The organism is Saccharophagus sp. K07, from assembly GCF_014336955.1.
Classification (GTDB): Bacteria; Pseudomonadota; Gammaproteobacteria; order Pseudomonadales; family Cellvibrionaceae; genus UBA5868.
In genome coordinates, this window is sequence record NZ_QRAI01000004.1 from 86,385 (window position 1) to 107,321 (window position 20,937).

Below are 20,937 nucleotides of genomic sequence, written 5' to 3' on the forward strand. Positions count from 1 at the left end.
AGATGTTTGCGGAATAACGCTGGTTTAATGAAAGTCCCTGGACTTAAGCTGAAAATCAGACGTCAATTTATGGCTGTAATCGGTCAGATGTCCGGCGACAACATGAACCACGGTATAGATCTTGTTGGTTTTTTTATCGCGCTCGGTGCCAATTTCCAGTTTTCCTTTCACCATCAACAATTGCGAATTTAATAACTCCCGGCGAAATTGCACCTGGGTTGCCTGCCAGACCACAACGTTGATGTTGCCGGTTTCATCTTCCAGGGTGACAAAAACCGTATTGTTTGCTGTGCCCGGGCGTTGGCGGCCAGTTACTAATCCGGCGACGCGCACAAAACCGCCGTGGCGCAAATGTTCCAGATCGCTGAATTTTTTGCAGCGATTAAAAGGATATTGCGCACGCAATAACGCCATAGGATGAGGCCGCAGGGATAAACCCGTGGTAGCGTAATCATCCAGCATATCTTTGGCTACGGTTGGTTCTGGTGTGAGCAATTCGTCGCATTCAATCTCGGCTTCTTCCAATAAAGTGAGATAGGGTTTGATCGCCGCTGCTTGCCAGCGCGCCTGATGGCGATTGCCACTTAAAGAACGCAAGGCATCGGCAGATGCCAAACATTGCAAATCCGTTTGTGTGAGATTGGTTCGCCGCGCCAGATCCTGCAGAGATTGAAACGGCTTGTCTTGACGCGATTCCGCAATCGCTTTGGCTTTTTTCTCATCGAGAGATTTTATCCGGCAAAAACCCAGGCGAATTCCTAATTCTCCATCGACCTCTTCTAATGTGTGGTCAAAATAGCTCGAATTAATGTCCACCGGCAGGACAGCAATATTATGGCGTCGCGCGTCTTGTACTAATTGCGACGGTGAATAAAACCCCATGGGCTGACTATTGAGCAGCGCACAATAAAAAGCAGCTGGGTGATGGCATTTGATCCAGGATGAGGCATAACATAGCAGGGCAAAACTGGCGGAGTGGGATTCTGGAAAGCCGTAGCCGCCAAAACCTTTTAATTGCTCGAAAAGTCGCTGGGCAAATTTCAGCGGATAATGGCGTTGCAACATGCCGTCGATAAAACGCTTTTCAAACTTCAATAAATTGCCATTTTTTCCCCAGCTTGCCATGGCGCGGCGCAATTCATCCGCTTCGCCACCGCTGAAGCCGGCGGCAACCATGGCAAGTCGAATAGCCTGCTCCTGGAAAATTGGGATGCCTAGTGTTGATTGTAAAACCTCTCTGATTTCATCACTGTAGTAACTGACCTCTTCTTGGCCATTGCGCCGCCGTAAATAAGGATGAACCATATCTCCCTGCACCGGCCCCGGCCGGACTATGGCAATTTCAATAACCAAATCATAAAACGTACGTGGGCGCAGCCGCGGTAGCATGGACATTTGTGCGCGGGACTCCACTTGAAAAACTCCCACGCTATCGGCCCGGCATAACATTTCGTAAGTAGCTGGATCTTCCGGAGGAATATCTTGTATTCCTTTAATGTGTGGTCCGTACGAGCTGACATAGTCAAACATTTTCTTTAAAGCCGTCAGCATGCCCAGCGCCAGCACATCGACTTTCAATAATTTCATGGTTTCCAGGTCTTCTTTATCCCACTGGATAATGGTCCTGCCGGGCATGCTGGCGTTTTCCAGAGGCACCAGATCGCTGACTCTGTCTTGCGCAATAACAAAACCGCCCACGTGCTGGGAGAGATGACGGGGAAAACCTTTGATTTCATTAACCAGATAAAAAAATTGCCTCAGCATTTTGTTTTGGGTATTCAGGCCGCTTGCGGCTATGCGTTCTTCTAAATCGCCACTGCTATCCCACCAAGCGTGGGATTTAGCAAAGTGATCAATTAACGTCGCATCCAGGCCGAGGGCTTTGCCCACATCGCGAATGGCACTGCGGGTACGGTAGGTGATTACCGTTGCAGCTATGGCAGCGCGCTCGCGGCCGTATTTTTCGTAAATATGCTGGATGACTTCTTCGCGTCTTTGATGTTCAAAATCCACATCAATATCCGGTGGCTCTTTGCGTTCTTTGGAAATAAAACGCTCAAAGAGGACATTGATTTGACCATGCCGAATTTCAGTGATGCCGAGGCAGTAACAGACCACTGAATTGGCGGCGGAGCCGCGGCCCTGGCAGAGAATATTTTTGCTGCGGGCGTACTGCACAATTTCATAAACCGTCAGAAAAAAATATTCATATCCTTCATCCTCAATTAATTGCAATTCCTTTCGCAAAATATCCTCAACCTCATCCGGGACGCCTTCCGGGTAACGGTTATGCTTTCCCAGGTCCACCAATTGCCGCAGATATTGCATGGAGGTCAAACCCGTCGGCACCAATTCGCGCGGATATTGGTAGCGCAGTTCGTGCATAAATTTTTCGCAGCGATTGGCAATGACGCGTGTTTGGTGCAGAAGTGATGTTGGATACAGCTGCTGCAGATTCTGTAGTGGCTTTAAATAGGCTTCTGCATTGCTGCGTAGGCGCGTGCCGAGTTCACTGACGGGGGTATTTTCGCGGATGCCGGTCAAAACATCCTGCAGCGGTTTGCGCGCACGTGTGTGCATCAGCGCTTCGCCGCAAGCGACCAGCGGAATATCCAGCGCCTGTCCGAGTTTGTGCCAGTGAATAAATTGGTGCTGCTCACCGCCGGCCAATTGGTGATCCACACCAATCCAAAGGCGATCTTTAAAAGCGCGCTTGAGCAGATGGGCGTTGCCATAAGCCCCGGTAAAATCCCGGTCCGCCAGCCAGATCACCAAACAGGTTTGCAGGCGGAAGCGCAAATCTTCCATATGGGCTTCGTAGGAACCCTTGTCGGCTCGTCGACGCGCCAAGGTAATAAACCCCGAAAGCTCTGCATAAGCCTTGCGGTCGGGGGCTATGGCAATGAGATGTAAGCCATTAGAAAGGCGAAAACGACTGCCGATCAGCAGTTTGAATATGTTCCGCTGTGCATCCGGTAAGTGTTTGACGATGCTATAGGCTTTGACGATGCCAGCCAGGGAGCACTCATCAGTGATGGCCAGCGCCTCGTAACCCAGCTCTATGGCGCGCAGCACCAATTCCTGCGGGTGCGAGGCGCCCGCCAGAAACGTGAAATTGGTGGTGGTGTTGAGGTGCGCGTAGAGCATAAATCCCACTGCATATACTGTATTTACATACAGTATATGCAGTGGGTGGTGCGGTGCAAGGCTGTGCTTGCGCTGAGCCTCTAATCGTCTGATTTATTTAAAGATTTTTTAACAAGCTGCAGGGTTGCACAGATATGTCGTGCTCCGGCTGGTCTAGCGGGCTTGCGCCCTTGATCAGCCATGCAAATCCCCTTCGTTGCCGAGCATTTTCACCATCTCATTGGTCGCCTTGACTAAGGCGTCGACAATGCTGGGTTCGTGAGAGGAGTGGCCGGCATCGCGGATGATATGCAGTTGTGCGTCCGGCCATGCGTCGTGGAGTTCGGTGGCGTTATCGAGAGGGCAGACCATATCGTAGCGACCGTGGATGATGATGCCGGGAATTCCCGCAAGTCGATCGGCATTTTTAATAATTTGGTCCGGCTCCATAAAAGCATTATTCACAAAATAATGCGCTTCGATGCGCGCGAGAGAAAGCGCCATATGCGGGTCGGAAAAAATATGCACTACATCCGGATTCGGCCGCAAGGTGGCGCAGCGCCCCTCCCAGATGGACCAAGCTTTCGCTGCGGACATTTTGGCAATTTCGTTCGCACTGGTGAGGCGTTTGTAATAAGCCTGAATAAAATCCCCATGCTCTTCCTCGGGAATCGCCGCGCAATAATCTTTCCAATAATCCGGGAAAATCCGGTCGGCGCCCGCTTGGTAAAACCAATACAAATCTTTTTCGCGGCACAAAAAGATTCCGCGCAAAATCATGCCGAGCACTTTTTCCGGATAGGTTTCTGCATAGACCAGCGACAGGGTTGATCCCCAGGAGCCGCCAAACAGCAACCATTTGTCGATGCCGAGATGTTTGCGAATGGCTTCCATATCGGCGACTAAATGCGCTGTGGTGTTATTTTCCAACTCTGCATGAGGTGTGGATCTGCCTGAGCCCCTTTGATCGAAAAGAACGATGCGATAACGATCCGGATCAAAAAAACGCCGGTCGTATTTCCCGCATCCAGCACCGGGACCGCCGTGCACGAACAGCACGGGAATGCCTTGGGGATTGCCGCTTTCTTCTACATACAGTGTATGAATTTCGTCCACCTTCAGAAGGTGTTCGGCGTAAGTGCGAATGTCGGGGAAAAGAACTTGCATGAGTTGCTCCGCCGCGCTTATGGCTCAGCCCTATGTCTTAACAGAGTAGGTGAAGGGCTGCTTTGCATCAAGACATGGGTTTTTTGGGCAAAAATTAACCAATTGGCTTGGTTGTCACGTTGGAATAGATGATTGGATTGCAATTATTGATGCCAAATTGTGTGTTATTTACCACAACTATAAGTTGCGTGACCGTTGCCCCCCCTATCGTTTTGGAGTAAGGTTGTGGCCGGGTGATTATGACAATAAGCGGTTGAAATTGCGCCAGAATTGGTTGAAATTCGATCAATTCTTTAATCGCCTTGATAAATACAAATATAGAACTACAAAAATACTAAAACTATAAAACTGGGCCTAAGGGGGAGTCTTGTTCTCATCATTAAATCCCTCCTTGTTAAATCAAGACTATATCTACTTGATCTGCTTGCACCTAGTGCCGTAATGGCTTGGAAATAATTAAAGGAAAGCGGGAACGAATCGTATGCATTCTGCACGTGCAGTTTGCATGCTTTTTTTAACAAAAAAACGCCTTTTGTGCTGAGGAAAATCTATGGGAGCTAAACCTAGTTCTTTCAAAAAGAAACTGCTCGCCTCTAGTATCTCGTCTTGCATGCTTGCGTCCTTAACTTTTGGGGCGAACGCGCAGGAAGATGCCAAGATTATCGAGGAGGTTCAAGTATTTGGTATTCGTGCCGCTACAGAAGCCGCAATGGATATCAAACGAGATTCAACCGGTGTCGTGGACGCTATCTCCGCTGAAGACATCGGTAAAATGCCCGACGCGAACCTTGCAGAATCTTTGCAGCGTATTACCGGTATTTCGATTGACCGAACAAACGGTGAAGGCTCCCGGGTCACGGTTCGTGGTATAGACCCATCCATGAACATGGTTACCTTGAATGGTCGCAACATGCCTGCGGTGACCAACAATGGTAACGTCGATGACACGGCATCTCGCGCATTCGACTTCGCCAACTTGGCATCAGAGGTCGTCAACGGGGTTGAAGTCTATAAAACCGGAAATGCAGCGATCACTTCTGGTGGTTTGGGTGCGGTCATCAATATCAAAACCTTGCGACCACTCGAAGTTGGTGAGCAAGCTTCTATCGGTGTTAAAGCGGTACACGATACCACTGTAAGAAATGGTGATGATCTCACCCCTGAAATCTCAGGTCTGTACAGCTGGACTGATGATGACAGCGTATTTGGTGTGGCAGTCGCAGGGTCTTATCAGGTTCGTGACAACTCGCGTTCTAACGCTTTTATCAACCAGTGGAATGAGGCAACTTGGGATAACCCCTCTCTCGCCCATTTGGACCCCACAGATCCTTCACAAGTACTGAATACACCGTTTGGTATTTTCTATCTCCCTAGCGATATTCGCTATGTGATTGAAGACAATACGCGTACTCGTACCAATGGACAGTTGACCCTGCAATTCAGTCCTTCTGATGCATTTACTGCAACTCTGGACTACACCTACGCCGAAAATGAGCTGGAAGCAGAGCGTTCTCAGCAATCTACTTGGTTTAACTTTTCAAACATTTCATTCATCGAGTTCAACCGCAATGCGATTGCCTCTCCAGCGATCTATGTGGAGGACTATCCATTACCGGGTGAGGAAGGCTACGGTAAAGACGTTTCATTTGCGCAACAGTATTTTGAAGCGACTACCACCATGGACTCCATCGGTCTTAACTTGAATTGGCAAGTGACTGACCGGTTGTCTTTTGAGTTGGACGCGCATAATTCCGTTGCTGAAAACGTCGGTCTGCAAAAAGAGCTTGGCTTGAACGCCAACATTGTTATCGGTGAGTACGCAGACTTCACCAGTGATTTGCCGGTGATGGGCATTACCATTGATGACTCCGTTTTAACCAAGGGTAATAACGACGGCATACTCAATGGTGGCGATGTGAGCGGCGCCATGGGAACCGTGCGTTATGCAAAACAAGAAACTGAAATTTCACAGCTGCGGTTGAATGGCAAATTCGACCTCACTGATGACAGCTTCTTGAAATTCGGTGCTGAAATTCGCAAAGACACCAACACGACTCGCGTGGACAATGGTGAAGCGACTGGACGTATCACCATGGGTAACTGGGGTGGTGTGAATCCGGATATTTTTGGTGAGGGTTGGGATAGCTTTTTCACCGCCGAGAACTTTGGCAAAGCATTCCCTGACTATGATGTGAGTACTACTAACCCGCGATTCCTGAATTTCGGTTTGAATGCGGATTATCACACCATCGAACGACGCATCGAAGAAATCTATGCTTCAGGTGTTGACCCGGTCAACTTCAAGGACTTCCCAGGCGGCAAGGTTCAGCCTAACAGCTTTGTTACCGGCATCTACAACGTAGACCGCGAGATCGAGGAAGAAGTTACCAGTCTGTTTGTGCAGTACGGCTTAGACTTTACCTTAAATGATATGCCCGCCAATGTCGTTGCCGGCGTTCGTGTAGAACAAACCGATATCACTTCAACGACCAATACTTTCATTCCAGTCGAATTGCACTGGGATGACCAGGACGACTGGAGCCAGGTATTGTCGAATGAGCAGGCTCTGATCTCTGCAAAAAGTGACTACCGCAACGTGTTGCCAAGTTTGGACTTTAGCGTCAGCCCATCAGAAGACGTAAAAGTACGTTTTTCTGCGAGCAAAACAATGGCGCGCGCTGGTTACGCCGATTTGCGCAGTGCTGTGGCAATCAACAACATCCGAGCCCTGACGGCGAATATTGGTAACCCAGCGTTGAAGCCGATGGAGTCTTTCAACCTGGATTTCTCAACGGAATGGTACTACGACGATGCCAGCTACTTGTCGGTAGGTCTGTTCTATAAGAAAGTGTCCAACTTTATTGGAACTGACACGTTTGTTTCTCCATGGTGGGACCTGAGAGATCCACGTACTGGACCGCGTTATGACGAAGCTGTGGAACAGCTGAGATCTGAAGGTATACAGCTGACGGATGAAAATATTCATACCCGTATGCTGATCAACGCCGGCCTGGATCCGAACGATGAAACAACCTACATCGCCGGTAACAGTGATGATGATCCAGCGCTTTGGATCACCAATACTCCGGTTAACGACCGCGACAACGAAATCAATGGCTTTGAGATTGCCATCCAGCATTGGTTCGGCGCCTCTGGTTTCGGCTTCCAGGCGAACTATACCGCTGTGAATGCGGATGTTAAGTTCGATGTGAACAAGCGCGGTGGTCAATTCGCCATGATCGGCTTGAGCGACAGTGCTAACTTCTCTGTGTTCTACGATGCGGATGGTTTGCAAGCTCGTTTGGCTTATAACTGGCGAGATCAGTTCCTGGATAACCGCACTCAATACAACAATGAACCATCATTTACCGAAGCATATTCTCAAATTGATGCGTCGATCAGTTACGATCTGACCGACAATTTGACGCTGACTGCTGAGGGCTTGAACATCACTGGCGAAAACTCTCGTCGCCACAGCCGTACAAAAGAAATGATGTGGAGTTTGGAAGATCTTGGCGCTCGTTACAGCGTAGGTCTCCGTTACAACTTCTAATGTTGGGTTGACTTTGCCCCTTCAGGAAAGCCGCTGGAGACAGCGGCTTTTTTCTTGCCACTCATTTATACGGTAAAGTTAAAGACCGGGGTGTTGGAAGGAAGGTTCATGATCAAAAAAATCGTGATATTGGGCGGAGGCAGTGCTGGCTGGCTTACGGCAGGTTTGATCGCCGCTGAGTGCCAAGCTGTCGAAGTTGTACTCGTTGAATCACCCGAAGTGAGTACCATTGGTGTGGGCGAAGGTACTTGGCCCACCATGCGTAATACGCTGAATAAAATTGGAATTTCAGAAACGGAGTTTATTCGAGACTGCTCAGCTTCCTTTAAGCAGGGTTCGAAATTTATTGGCTGGACGACTGGGCGCGGAGATGATGTTTATCATCATCCATTCACCTTGCCGAGCAGTGGAACGGAATGCAATTTGGTTGCCGCGTGGCGCAATTACTGTCCGAATGTGCCATTTTCCGAAGCTGTGAGTTTTCAAAGCAGGATCAGCGATCTGGGATTGGCGCCCAAAAATATTGCAATGGCAGAATACGCTGGAGCATTGAATTACGGATATCATTTGGATGCCGACCGGTTAGGAGTTTTGCTGAGCGATCATTGCCAGCGGAAATTGGGTGTTACAGTCATTCGCGATCATGTGACCCAAGTAAATTCTGCGGAAAATGGGGATGTTGAATCCCTAATGACAAAAAATTCCGGCATCGTGCAAGGCGATTTATTTATCGATTGCAGCGGTGGAAGAAGCTTGCTCATCGGGCAACACTACGGCATTAAATTAATCGATCAGTCAAAATATTCCGTAAACGACAGGGTGCTAGCGGCTAGGGTCCCCTACGGAAGCGAAAGGCCCGATATAGCCTCAATGACCATGGCTACAGCCATGTCCGCGGGCTGGATTTGGGATATTGGGCTGTCTACACGCCGCGGTGTTGGGTACGTATATTCCAGTGCTTATATCGATGACGAAGCCGCGGAAAATGAACTCAGGGAATATTTGAAAAAAGGAGCATCTCATTCAAATGTGGATGAGATTGAGTTAAGGCAGCTGCGCATTGCTGCGGGTTATCGAGAAAAAATGTGGGTTAATAATTGCGTAGCCATAGGAATGTCTGCGGGATTTATTGAACCCCTCGAGGCATCCGCGTTGGCTCTGGTCGAACTCTCGGCGAAGATGATCACCAATGAAATGCCGATGACTCGAAAAACCATGGAAATAGTTGCGCAGCGATTTAATAGAACATTTCGATATAGATGGGAAAAGGTCGTCGAGTTCCTCAAGCTGCACTATGTGTTGAGTTCGAGATCAGATACCCAATATTGGATTGATGCGAGATCCCCTGAATCCATTCCAGATGGCTTGAATGACTTGCTCGAATTATGGCGTTATCGTGCGCCGAGCAGCTATGACTTCCAATCAGTTGAGGAAGTATTTCCTAGTGCGAGCTATCAATATGTACTTTATGGAATGGGATTTCGAGCAAACGAAACCTTTGGCAAAAAATCCGATAGGGTGGAAGTGGGTATTGAGGCCATTAAAAGAAATTTTGAATTGGTCGGAAAATTTTCAGAAAGATTGCCGAAAAATTTTGATTTGATAGAGAAAATTCGCGTTCACGGTCTACAAAAGATCTGAGTACTTCTTATTAAGGTGAGCTATGCCTAGAATTGAGCTTCTTAACAACATAAATCATAAAAATTTACGTATTAATACGGCCAAAAAGAAGGAGTTTGGCGACTCTGTTGCAGGAGCGGTTATTTACCCGTTTGAGTTTTCCGCTGTTCACAAAGAATATCCAATTTTATTTCAAAAAGATGAGAATACTGGTGAGTTCCAGGCAATCGCATTTTTTGGCTTTGAGGAAAATGAAAATCTCTTTCTAGGTGATGACTGGGAGGCAAACTATATTCCAGCGGTCATTAGGCGAGAGCCATTTTTTATCGGCTTCCAGCAGGAATCGGGCAGTTCTGAACCTACCATGGTTGTCCATGTGGATATGAATAGTCCAAGAATCAGCACTGATGGTACTGGGCAACCAGTGTTTTTGGATAACGGCGGCAACACTGACTACTTGAACGAAGTTCGCGAAACGCTTGTGCATATGCATAATGGCATTGCGTCCAGCAAGCAGATGATGGCGCAATTTCTTGATCTTGATCTAATAGAGCGGGTCACCTTGGATATAACATTCCGCAATGAAGCCAAGTTTAAGACGGATATGTTTTACACAATTAATAAGGAGAAATTGTTTGGCTTAAATGAGTCGGCGGTTGCCGCAATGCATAAATCAGGATTGTTGCAGTTGGCCTATATGGCAATAGATTCGCTCAGTAATATAAAGACGCTCATAAAAAGAAAAGAGGCGAGATTATCGCGGAGCTGAGGGCGCAACATGAAGTAGCGGGAGTGCACTAGGCTGAGTGGCTTCTGGTAATTCTCCCAAGTCGCGTCTTGCTTTATGGTCGCGCCTTGCTTTATGACTGTTGAGTCCGGTTTTTGGTGTGGTGAATTAGATGGTTGCAAAAGTCAAAGAGATAGATGGAACTCGGTTGGGTTCCATCTCCAAAGATATATTGGATTCGCAATCTCCAATAGTTTTCAAAGGACTAATATCCCATTGGCCGCTTGTGCAACGTGCTAAAGAGTCCAATGAGCAAGCCATTGAGTATTTGAAGCATTTCTGCATTGAAAAACCGGTAGTTGTTTACTCTACGCCGCCAGAGCTGAAGGGAAAGTTTTTTTATACAGAAGATGGAACCGATTTAAATTTTAACTCCACGAAAGCCCCGCTAAGTTATGTTTTGCAAGAGTTAGCGCGTTTGCAAGACGTCGAGCAGCCTCCTTCGGTATACGTAGGGTCCACAACCGTAGACGTGTATTTACCTGGGCTGAGTGCTGAGAATAATATTCTCATTGAATCTCCAGCTCCCCCTCTGGTCAGCCTTTGGGTTGGTAATGGAACCACTGTTGCGGCTCATTTTGATGCGCCTGCCAACTTGGCCTGCTGCGCCGCGGGGCGCAGAACGTTTACCGTATTTCCGCCTGACCAAGTCGCGAATCTCTACGTGGGGCCACTTGATAAAACCCCATCCGGTCAGGCCATTAGCATGGTTGATTTCGACAATCCGGATTTTTCCAAATTTCCTAAATTTAAAGAAGCGTTGGAGCGTGCCTTTGTTGCCGAATTAGAAGCGGGAGATGCGTTATTTCTCCCGGGAATGTGGTGGCATCAAGTAAAAGCCAGTTCCAGCTTCAACGTGCTGATCAACTACTGGATGCGTGATGTTCCGCGTTTTATGGGACCTGGGATTGAGGCATTAAAACACGCCATATTAAATATACGAGATTTGCCCCCAAGTGAAAAAAAAGCGTGGCGTGAACTGTTTGAATTTTATGTTTTTTCTGATCAGGAAAATAAATTTGATCACATACCGCCGCCAGCCAGGGGATGTTTGGCTCCGCTAAATGAAGATAATGCGCGGCAAATTCGTGCTTGGTTACTAAATCGGCTTAATCGCTAAAGTCTGTTTAGATTAAATGAATAGAATTTAGTAGAGGAAAAGACTTGAAAAATCCAGAACGCCTAAAAATTGTAATTGCTGGTGGTGGCACAGCAGGTTGGATGACTGCGGCTGCTCTGGGTAAGTTGATGTCACATCGTTTGTCGATCAGGCTGATTGAGTCAGATCAGATTGGTACTGTAGGTGTTGGCGAGTCCACGATTCCTACAATGCAGGTCTTTCATCGCCTGCTGGGAATTGATGAGCGAACCTTTATGCGACAGACCAACGCAACATTTAAATTGGGTATCCGATTCGAGGGTTGGAAGGAAATCGGCAGTGAATATTTCCATTCGTTTGGAACGGCTGGTAAAGATACTTGGGCAGCTGAATTTCAGCACTTTTGGCTGAGAGCTAAGAAATTAGGAATTGCTGACGCCTTTGGCAGTTACTCTATAGAGTTGCAAGCAGCAGCAGCTAAAAGATTTGCTGCTGAATTTGAGCCGCGTTTAAATTACGCCTACCATCTGGATGCTACGGCATACGCAAAATATCTACGGGAGATGGCGGAAAAAAATGGTGTAATCAGGACGGAGGGAAAAATTAAGCATATCAAACTGGATGAACATTCGGGTCATATACGCTCGCTGATTCTTGAATCGGGTGAAGAAGTCGGTGGCGATTTATTCGTAGATTGTACGGGGTTTAGAGCACTATTAATGGAGGGGGCTCTGCATACCGGCTACGAAGATTGGTCGCATTGGTTGCCGTGTAATGGCGCAGTTGCGGTTCAAACAGAATCCGTTGAAGATCCAGTACCGTTCACTCGCGCAATAGCGCATTCTTTTGGATGGCAATGGCGAATACCTCTGCAGCATAGAGTTGGTAACGGACTCGTTTTTTGCAGTGATTATTGTTCCGCCGAGGAGGCCAAAGGCGTTCTCCTGAACAACATCAAGGGAGCTCCACTGAGTGAACCCCGCTTGATCTCTTTTAAGACCGGGAAAAGGAGAAAAAGCTGGAATAAAAACTGTGTGGCGATTGGTTTGTCGAGTGGCTTTTTGGAGCCGCTGGAATCGACCAGTATCCATTTGATTTCTTCTGCCATCTTAAGATTGATACGTCTTATTCCAATTAAAGAAATATCGGAAGAGGATGTGAATGAGTTTAACAGGCAGATGGACGTCGAGATGGCCGAAGTGCGAGACTTCATAATTTTGCACTATAAAGTTAATAACCGAGGCGACTCCAATTTTTGGAATTATTGCCGGCAAATGGAAGTGCCTGAAAAACTCCATCACCGGTTGGCGATGTACGAGCAATCTGCCCGTATCTTCAGAGCTCCAGAGGAGCTTTTCACCATAAATTCATGGAATCAAGTAATGCTGGGCCAAGGCATTACCCCGCGTGAATACCATCCGATAGCGGATATCACATCGGAAGCTGATTTGCGGGAATATTTCGACAAGATGCGGCGGTATATCAATGAGGTCGTCAGTAGGCTGCCCACCCATGCGGACTATTTAAAGTCCTACTGCAATAGTGGGGTCATGCAATAAATTTCAACTGCCCAAAAGACATTAAGGTTGGACGGGAGATAACTTCATAAAGGAAGTAATAGTTAATCTCCCATCCGCAGGATGACCCTGATGTTTGTATTCATTTGTGATTAGACCAGAGTGCAGACTGGTCGAACGGTAGATAACCAATCTATTGTAGCCCGCCTCTTCTGTGTGAATTTGAGTAAACAGATTGCTGTTGTCACAAATATATTGCGGCGGATCTGGGACTTCGCCATTTTGAATCTGCCTTTCTAAAACTTCGCTATAGGTTTCGACGCGCAGGCTGTCGACATACTCGAAACCCGTTTTGACATGCCTGTAAAACGCCGTCCCCCCACAGTTCAACTCTGGTCTGCTCAAATAGTGGATGCAAGCAAGTTGCTCTGGCTCATTTGAATCGAAATGGGGAATCCTCTGAAGAATATGAAGTTCTTCCGGTGAGCGTGTCACGCATGCATAGGTTGAAAAGAGGAAGCGGACAGTTCGATTATGTAAACCGAAACTCGGCAATACCATCTTGTTGACGGTCAGGGCTAGGTGTTCTGCGTAGCCTTGCGGCGCGGGTGCCCGAACACCCGGGTAAGAGGTTTTGTCTTGAATAAATTTTTGATGTCTTGCAGCTTCAACCAGGTCTGCTGGTAGAGGATGAAAATCGTCTATTACCATCAATGGCTGATGTTCGTTTCCTATTGTTTTGAAACTGCAGTTCATTTGATGAAACTACCAGAGTCTATATGACCGACTGTTTTGAAAATCAGACTTCGCTTTCACTTTCGGTTTCACTTTTCTTCTTCACCAAAAACTTGCCGAAGAAAACTCCCAGTTCGAACAATCCCCACATGGGCACTGCCAGCATGGCCTGTGAAAATACGTCGGGAGGCGTCAGCACCATGCCGATTACAAAACAACCGACGATAACGTAAGGGCGTTTTTGCGCGAGCCCTTCTGGGGAAATTACACCAGCGACAATCAAAATGATGGTTGCTACCGGAATTTCAAAAGCGAATCCGAAGGCAAAAAATAATTTGATAACCAGACTGAGATGGCTGGCAATATCCGGCATCACCGTAACGGACTGAGGCGCTATTGCGGTAAAAAATTCGAATAACATCGGGAATACCACAAAATACGCAAACGCCACGCCGAGATAAAACAAAATTACGCTGGAAATAAAAATTGGAATCGCCAGAGATTTTTCATTTTGATAAAGCGCCGGGGCAATAAACGCCCAGAGTTGATACAGCAAAAACGGCATGCTGACAAAAACGGCCACAAAAAATGTCAGCTTGAACGGCGTCAGGAAGGCCTGCGTAACATCGGTGACGATCAGGCTGCTGTTGCTTTCCGCCGGGAGGTGCTTGAGCAACGGGTCGGCGACGAATTCGTAAATATCGTTAGAGAAATACAGCAGGCCGCACAAAATCACGATCAGCACCACTATGGCCTTCAGCAGGCGGGTGCGCAGCTCGATAAGGTGCTCGATAAACGGCTGAGCGGGCAGCTGTTCTTCCGGTTCGTTGTTATGCGTCATAAACCATCAATGCTTGGAGCGGTCATCCGCGGACGAGCTGTCGCTGGAAAGCGGAGCTGAACTTTCGGATTGAGCGCTTGGTGGTTCTTGGGAGTCGGTTTGTACCGTAGGGGAAGATTGGCCTTCGGTGTGATCCGAGGAGGCTGGGGGCGCGGAGGATTGCGCTTCGCCGGTCAACAAGTTCCCGTTTTCGAACTCGCGTATCCTGGCTTCGAGTTCCAGGCGGGTATCCTTCATTTTTTCCAGGTTATACAGAACCTGTTCATTATGAAGCTCCCGGCGGATTTCATCGGCGCCTATATGTTTTTCCAGCTCTCGTCGCGTTTCCGCCAGGCTTCGTTTGATCCTGCCGATCCACAGCGCACAGGTGCGCACAGTGCCCGGCAGGCGCTCGGGACCTATCACGATAAGGGCTACTACGCCGATAACAAGAAGTTCGAAAAAGCTCACGTCGAACACGGCTTAAGACTGTTTGGTTTCAGATTTAGGCTGTTCGGCTTCGGTTTTGGTTTTGGCGTCTTCCGCGACTCGTTTCACTTCCGCAGATTCGTCTTTGTTCTCTTCGTCGGTCAGGGCTTTTTTAAAGCCTTTGATGGCACCACCCAGGTCGCCGCCGAGATTTTTCAAGCGTTTGGTTCCGAATAACAGCAGGACGATGACCAGGATAATAAGGAGTTGCCAAATGCTGATGCCGCCGATTCCCATAAATACACCTTTAAATTACTAAATAGCCCAAGATATTGGCCGCCTGTGTGTTGGTAGACCGTTTAAATATAGAAGCCATCTCAAGGTTGAGTTGGTCTCTACCGCCATAACCTATGACAGTTATCTTTCATACTTATGACTGGCGCATGGCCTTTTCCGTCAATCCGGACAAATTAAAACGCCGCGCGAGCTCTGCCAGCACGGCGTCCGCATTAGTGCCAAGATGCGACAACATTACCAAAGAATGAAACCATAAATCCGCTGTTTCATATATTACGTGACTCGTATCACCGCTCAACTCTGCGTCTTTCGCGGCAATAATCGTCTCTGAGCACTCTTCTCCGAGCTTTTTCAGGATCTGATTCAGGCCCTTGTGGTGGAGCTGAGCCACGTAGGAAGACTCTGGACTAGCGTTGTTTTTGCGATCTTCGAGTACTGTGGTGAGCTCTTTGAGTATGTCGTTCATTTATTTGTTCTTCAGATTGAGAAATTTACTTCGCGCTCAAGCTCCGTAGATATCCTCGGGCGCTTTGAGAACCGGGTCCGCCGCTTGCCATTCGCCGTCGCGCAGCACCCGGTAAAAGCAGGATTCGCGGCCGGTATGACAAGCGATGCCGCCTTTTTGCTGCACTTGCAGCACTATGACGTCGCCATCGCAATCGAGACGGATTTCCTCGACACTTTGCTGATGGCCGGAGGTCTCGCCTTTGTGCCACAGCTTGTTGCGCGAGCGCGACCAGTACACCGCTTCGCGTTTCTCAATGGTCAGGCAGAGTGCTTCGCGGTTCATCCAGGCCATCATCAGGATCCTGCCGGAGCGGGCGTCCTGAGCTATAGCGGGCACCAGCCCTTCGGAGTTCCATTTGACTTCGTCTAAGAATGCGGCCTGGGTCATAGCAATTTGGCAAGAGTGGTCACAATAGGGGGAGCAGTCTACCCGATCTTGTTATCGAGCGCCCAGAGCGGCAGAGGGGAAATCGACCCGCCGTTTGGTACGGCGGGTGCGGAAGGATCAAATTTTGAAACTGTCCATCTGGCGCTTCAGCTCAACACTTTCGGCTTCGAGCTGGTTGCCGTTGTCGGAAATGACCTTGGCGTTGTCGGATACACGCTCAGACAGAGAGTGAATCGCCGTGATGTTTTTGCTCACCTCGTTGGCGACCGAGCTCTGCTCGTCGGACGCGGTGGCGATCTGGTGGTTCATCTCATTGATGGTGTCGATATTGGCGCGGATGCGGTTGAGCGACTCTTCCACCTTGGTGGAGGTTTCCAGGGTTTCCTGTACGGAGGCAATACTGGTGTTCATCGACTGATGAGCTTCATCGGCAGCGCGTTGTAATTGCACGATGATCGAGCCGATTTCTTCGGTGGAAGCCTGGGTTTTTTGCGCCAGTGAGCGGACTTCGTCAGCGACCACGGCAAAACCGCGGCCTTGTTCACCCGCGCGCGCAGCTTCAATAGCGGCGTTGAGGGCGAGTAGGTTGGTCTGTTCGGCGATGGAGCGGATGACCTCCATCACAGAGCCGATGTTTTCACTGCTGTGTTTGAGGGTGTTGATCTTCTCTGCGGTGGCGCGGATCTGATCGGTCAGGCGATTGACGGTATCACGGGAAGACGACACGACTTGTGAGCCCTGCTCGGCAAAACGCGCGGTCTCGCGGGTGCGGTCGGCCGTGGCGCTGGCGTGACGGGCGACTTCGTCAGCGGAATGCGACAGCTCCTGCAGCGCGGCAGCGATTTGTTCGATTTCGCGCAGCTGCTGGCTGGTGGAGGTGACAGTGCTGTCGGTAGCGCCGGACATGACGCGCACATTATGGCGAACTTTTTCCGTGACTACTGTGACGTTTTTGATGATCGAGCCGATCTGCTCCATCACCAAGTTGAAATTGTTGGCGAGCTCGGCCACTTCGTCACCGCTGTCGGTGGGCAGGCGACGAGTCAGATCGCCACCACCTGCGGCAATGAGTCTCAGGGATTCGCTGATCTGATTGACAGGATAAATAATCAGTTTGCGCGACAGGAAGTGAACTGTCGCCAGGCTGGCGATCAACAAGATGATGACCACTATGGCGCTGACGCGAATTTGCTGAGCCAGAATTGCTTGCAGGCTCTGGGTAGAGAAAACGATATCGTAACGACCGATCACATCCTCACCGCGTTTGATTTCAACACCGGTGCGACCAACTTTTGGTGAATAATCAACAGTGCCAACTTCCTGAGCTGAGGCCAGTGTTTTTCCGCGGTGGTCGAATACTTTGATTTCGTTGACCAAATCCGTTTTGACGAAAGATTTGGCGATGGCCTCGATTTGCTGGAAGTCGTAAGCGAAAACCGCTTCCGAAAATGCCGAGTTGGCCAACTCAATCTGCGCGTTTATATCCGCTTCAAAAGAATGTTTTTGTTGCGCTTCGATGATCTTATAAGCCACCAATAAAACCGCGATGGAAACCACCACCATGGCGACCGAAAGAGCGATCATCAATTTCGTCGAGAGAGATCGTGTGATCATAAAGTTATAGTTCCTGCGTACGCTTCGCATCGGCAGAGATCGTCCTGATCCGAGCTGCCGGTTGAATGTGGATTACACGTGTGTGTTGTCGATTTCTGCTGAGTGAAACGCAATAGCAGTTTTCTTTTGAACGCCGTGGAAGAGGTACTCGTTGATACGCAAATACCGTTTGGCGTGGCCTTGTGCGGCGATGCTCTCGGATGGAGCATGCCTTTGCACAGGAATGGTAGTGGCGACCGCAACCATGAGTGCAGTACCAAACAACGCAATCGCCTTTTTTGTCCGTCCATTAACACCGACAGGGCGTTTGGAATGAATGGAAGTGCTTTGGGATGACGCGGGGTTTGGGGTAAATCTTTGTGCGCTCATGGGACTCTCATACAACTTCGGCCCCATATCCAGACGGAAATGTCGGAACTGCGATGGGGCATTTATGTTAATTTAAACTTAGCACAGGGTGGTCGCTTGTAAACCGCAGAACGGCCGCGCCAACCTCTATTCTTATCTGCTTCTGAGCTCCATTCGTCGCCAGTCATAAATCCTTATGCGCTGTTTAACAGCGATCCAAAAATCCTCAACAAAAACGTTCTAAAAAAGTTATCGGCAGCCACACAAAAAACTTGAGACAAGCGAGCGAGGCATTGGCACGAAATCTGATTGCACGAACTATGTGTGCAAGATATCGGAATATTTTTGTGAAAGCAGGTGCAGAACAGGCAAATATTCAAACTCGACCTACACTCAGTGGTCCCTCACGACTTTCAAGACCTCCCCAAGCTTCGCTTAGCGTTCACCACACCCCTCAGCCGGAATCATCTATGACGATTAATTGGAGCGATTATTCTCCCGCCGATTTTTATGATGAGCTTTTCAGCAGCCCCGGTAATCCTCGCAAACCGGCGCGCCGCTTGATCTCATATTTAAAATCGCTGCGGCAAGACGAAATTGAACAAAGACGCCAAGCCGCAGAAGCGACGATTCGCGAATTGGGCGTGACTTTTACGGTTTATACCGAAGAAGGAAATATCGATCGCGCTTGGCCGTTCGATATCATTCCGCGAACCATCGCAAAAAAACAATGGGATAAAACCGCTGCCGGACTAAAACAACGTCTGCAGGCTCTCAATCTTTTTATTGATGATCTTTATCACGAGCAAAAAATTCTGAAGGATGGTGTAGTGCCCGATTACATCATCAAACAATCCAAAAATTTCCGTCCCGAATGCGTTGGTGTTTCGCCCCCTTTTGGGGTGTGGGCGCATATCTGTGGCACCGATTTGGTGCGCGATAAGGACGGTGAGTTTTATGTGTTGGAGGATAATCTGCGTGTGCCCTCCGGCGTTGCCTATATGTTGGAGAACCGCGCAATCACTAAACGGGTATTACCCGATTTATTCGAAAAAGTTCATATCGAACCGGTAAATGATTACTGCGAGCGACTGTTCGACATGCTCATCTCGCTGTCGCCGCGCAAAATCAAACAGCCGGTGGTGGTGGTGCTGACACCGGGGATTTATAACTCTGCCTATTTTGAGCACGCCTTCCTCGCGCAACAAATGGGGGCGGAATTGGTGGAAGGAAGCGATCTCGTGGTGCAGGACGACTGCGTGTATATGAAGACCGTCGCCGGCCTGGAACGCGTGGATGTGATCTATCGCCGCATCGACGATATGTTCCTCGACCCGGAAGTTTTTCATCCGGATTCTGTTCTCGGGGTACCCGGTTTGATGCGCGCATGGCGCAAAGGCAATGTCGGTATGGCTAATGCGCCGGGCGCCGGAGTGGCGGACGACAAAGTGGTATACGCCTATGTGCCGGACATCATTCGTTACTATCTGGATCAAGATCCGATTGTCCCCAACGTGGAAACCTATCTCTGTTTTGACGATAAGCAGCGCGAATATGTGCTGGCCAACCTGGATAAATTGGTGGTGAAACCGGCGAACGAGTCCGGCGGTTACGGCATGTTGATCGGTCCTCACGCCAGCAAAAAAGAACGCGCTGAATTTGCCGAACTGATCAAAGCCAATCCGCGCAATTACATCGCGCAGCCGACTTTGTCGCTCTCTACTGCGCCCACTTTGATCGGCAATCATCTGGAGCCGCGCCACCTGGATTTGCGGCCGTTTATCCTGCAGTCCTCGGATATCTACGTCACCACTGGCGGCCTGACACGAGTCGCCATGCGCAAGGGTTCTCTGGTCGTCAACTCGTCTCAAGGTGGCGGCAGTAAAGATACCTGGGTGGTGGATACGGAGGTGAATTACTGATGCTGTCCAAAGTTGCCGAACGAGTTTATTGGACTGCCCGCTATATCGAACGCGTGGAAAATACCGCGCGTCTGGTGGCCGTCTATACCAATCTGCTGCTCGACTTGCCCAAAGGCGTCAATCTCGGCTGGTACAACCTGGTGCGCCTGAGCTGCCTGGAAGACTCTTTTATGGAACGCTACAAGGTGCAGGACGAGCGCAATGTGGTGAAGTTTCTGCTCGCCGATGAAAGCAATCCTGTTTCTGTGGTGACCTCGCTGAACATGGTGCGGGAAAACGTGCGCACCACCCGCGATGTGGTGCCGGCGGATACCTGGGAGATGATCAACGAGCTGTCCATCTTCGTCAGTGAAAACAGCGCCAAAGCGCTCAACCGCGGCCAGCGCCACGACTGTCTGGAAGGCATCATTCGCGGCTGCCAGCGCATCAACGGTTTGCTGTACGGCACCATGACGCACGATGAAGCATGGGACTTCCTGCGCCTGGGGCGCAACCTCGAACGCGCGGATATGACCACACGCCTGCTCGACGCCGGTTGTGTCGCCATAGTCCAAACCGAAGCCAACGAAGCGGCGGTCAATGCCCGGCAGATTATCTGGGGCAATGTGCTGCGCTCTCTCGGCGGCGAACAATCCTACCGACGCAAACTGCGCGCGGCCGTGCAAGGCGCCGACGTCGCCCAGTATCTGCTGGAAGACCCGCAGTTCCCGCGCACTATTGCCCACTGCCTCAACGCTATCGCCGACTCCGCCGCTAAGTTGCCGCGCTGCGAGCCGGTCAGCAAATACATCAAGGCGCTGCAGGGGCGGATATTCAAAGGGGTGGACTACTCAGACCTGGGCGAGTCCACGCGGGAATACTTGAACCAGCTCCAGGTGGAGTTGGGGCAGCTGCACGCGGTTTTCGCCAAGCAGTGGTTTAACTAAACCGCTGACCCCTCCCGATGTGATCTTGCAGGTGAGTTTCCTGGCGAGGATTGGGGTGGGGTTAGGAGAATTCAACGAATTT

General features: G+C 49.4%; 17 protein-coding genes. 7 read left to right on the forward strand and 10 right to left on the reverse strand.

Going from position 1 to position 20,937, the window contains the following annotated elements; all coding sequences use genetic code 11:
* Window positions 1-24: 24 nt before the first annotated feature.
* The gene (locus DWB84_RS12690; RefSeq protein WP_187410187.1) at window positions 25-3,147 is read right to left on the reverse strand and encodes an error-prone DNA polymerase; all 3,123 of its coding nucleotides are present in this window, start codon (window positions 3,145-3,147) and stop codon (window positions 25-27) included.
* Window positions 3,148-3,321: 174 nt separating this feature from the next.
* Entirely contained in the window at window positions 3,322-4,293 is a 972-nt protein-coding gene (gene pip, locus DWB84_RS12695) for a prolyl aminopeptidase (protein WP_187410188.1), read from the reverse strand.
* A 550-nt stretch (window positions 4,294-4,843) separates the two neighbouring features.
* Between pip and DWB84_RS12700 the strand changes: the two genes are divergently transcribed.
* From DWB84_RS12700 to DWB84_RS12720, 5 genes are all read left to right on the forward strand, one after another.
* Window positions 4,844-7,846, forward strand: a complete 3,003-nt coding sequence (locus DWB84_RS12700; protein ID WP_187410189.1) for a TonB-dependent receptor — start codon at window positions 4,844-4,846, stop codon at window positions 7,844-7,846.
* 108 nt (window positions 7,847-7,954) lie between these two features.
* Window positions 7,955-9,487, forward strand: coding sequence for a tryptophan halogenase family protein (locus DWB84_RS12705; RefSeq protein WP_187410190.1), 1,533 nt, complete (start codon window positions 7,955-7,957; stop codon window positions 9,485-9,487).
* A gap of 22 nt (window positions 9,488-9,509) precedes the next feature.
* Window positions 9,510-10,235 (forward strand): SapC family protein, encoded by a 726-nt coding sequence (locus tag DWB84_RS12710; RefSeq protein ID WP_187410191.1) that lies wholly within the window; start codon window positions 9,510-9,512, stop codon window positions 10,233-10,235.
* Window positions 10,236-10,365: 130 nt separating this feature from the next.
* A complete protein-coding gene (locus tag DWB84_RS12715) occupies window positions 10,366-11,373 on the forward strand; it encodes a cupin-like domain-containing protein (RefSeq protein ID WP_187410192.1) in 1,008 nt (335 codons plus the stop codon).
* A gap of 44 nt (window positions 11,374-11,417) precedes the next feature.
* Window positions 11,418-12,911, forward strand: a complete 1,494-nt coding sequence (locus DWB84_RS12720; protein WP_222868180.1) for a tryptophan halogenase family protein — start codon at window positions 11,418-11,420, stop codon at window positions 12,909-12,911.
* A gap of 21 nt (window positions 12,912-12,932) precedes the next feature.
* Here the strand turns inward: DWB84_RS12720 and DWB84_RS12725 are convergent, their stop codons facing one another.
* From DWB84_RS12725 to DWB84_RS12760, 8 genes are all read right to left on the reverse strand, one after another.
* Entirely contained in the window at window positions 12,933-13,625 is a 693-nt protein-coding gene (locus DWB84_RS12725; RefSeq protein WP_222868181.1) for a DUF6445 family protein, read from the reverse strand.
* Window positions 13,626-13,668: 43 nt separating this feature from the next.
* Window positions 13,669-14,445, reverse strand: coding sequence for a twin-arginine translocase subunit TatC (tatC, locus tag DWB84_RS12730; RefSeq protein WP_187410194.1), 777 nt, complete (start codon window positions 14,443-14,445; stop codon window positions 13,669-13,671).
* Between the two features lie 6 nt (window positions 14,446-14,451).
* On the reverse strand, window positions 14,452-14,895 hold the full coding sequence (tatB, locus tag DWB84_RS12735) for a Sec-independent protein translocase protein TatB (protein ID WP_370589712.1): 444 nt from the start codon (window positions 14,893-14,895) through the stop codon (window positions 14,452-14,454).
* Between the two features lie 12 nt (window positions 14,896-14,907).
* Entirely contained in the window at window positions 14,908-15,150 is a 243-nt protein-coding gene (gene tatA, locus DWB84_RS12740; RefSeq protein ID WP_187410196.1) for a Sec-independent protein translocase subunit TatA, read from the reverse strand.
* 133 nt (window positions 15,151-15,283) lie between these two features.
* Window positions 15,284-15,616 (reverse strand): phosphoribosyl-ATP diphosphatase, encoded by a 333-nt coding sequence (locus tag DWB84_RS12745; RefSeq protein WP_187410197.1) that lies wholly within the window; start codon window positions 15,614-15,616, stop codon window positions 15,284-15,286.
* 36 nt (window positions 15,617-15,652) lie between these two features.
* The gene (hisI, locus tag DWB84_RS12750) at window positions 15,653-16,045 is read right to left on the reverse strand and encodes a phosphoribosyl-AMP cyclohydrolase (protein ID WP_187410198.1); all 393 of its coding nucleotides are present in this window, start codon (window positions 16,043-16,045) and stop codon (window positions 15,653-15,655) included.
* A gap of 117 nt (window positions 16,046-16,162) precedes the next feature.
* Window positions 16,163-17,659 (reverse strand): methyl-accepting chemotaxis protein, encoded by a 1,497-nt coding sequence (locus DWB84_RS12755; protein ID WP_187410199.1) that lies wholly within the window; start codon window positions 17,657-17,659, stop codon window positions 16,163-16,165.
* A gap of 72 nt (window positions 17,660-17,731) precedes the next feature.
* The gene (locus DWB84_RS12760; RefSeq protein ID WP_187410200.1) at window positions 17,732-18,028 is read right to left on the reverse strand and encodes a hypothetical protein; all 297 of its coding nucleotides are present in this window, start codon (window positions 18,026-18,028) and stop codon (window positions 17,732-17,734) included.
* A gap of 449 nt (window positions 18,029-18,477) precedes the next feature.
* Here DWB84_RS12760 and DWB84_RS12765 point away from each other — a divergent pair, with 449 nt between their 5' ends.
* Window positions 18,478-19,929, forward strand: coding sequence for a circularly permuted type 2 ATP-grasp protein (locus DWB84_RS12765; protein WP_187410201.1), 1,452 nt, complete (start codon window positions 18,478-18,480; stop codon window positions 19,927-19,929).
* Window positions 19,929-20,855 carry an alpha-E domain-containing protein gene (locus DWB84_RS12770; RefSeq protein ID WP_187410202.1) on the forward strand — a complete coding sequence of 309 codons (927 nt, stop codon included), beginning with the start codon at window positions 19,929-19,931 and terminating at the stop codon, window positions 20,853-20,855. The genes DWB84_RS12765 and DWB84_RS12770 overlap by 1 nt, the downstream gene beginning before the upstream one ends.
* The last annotated feature ends 82 nt before the right edge of the window (window positions 20,856-20,937 follow it).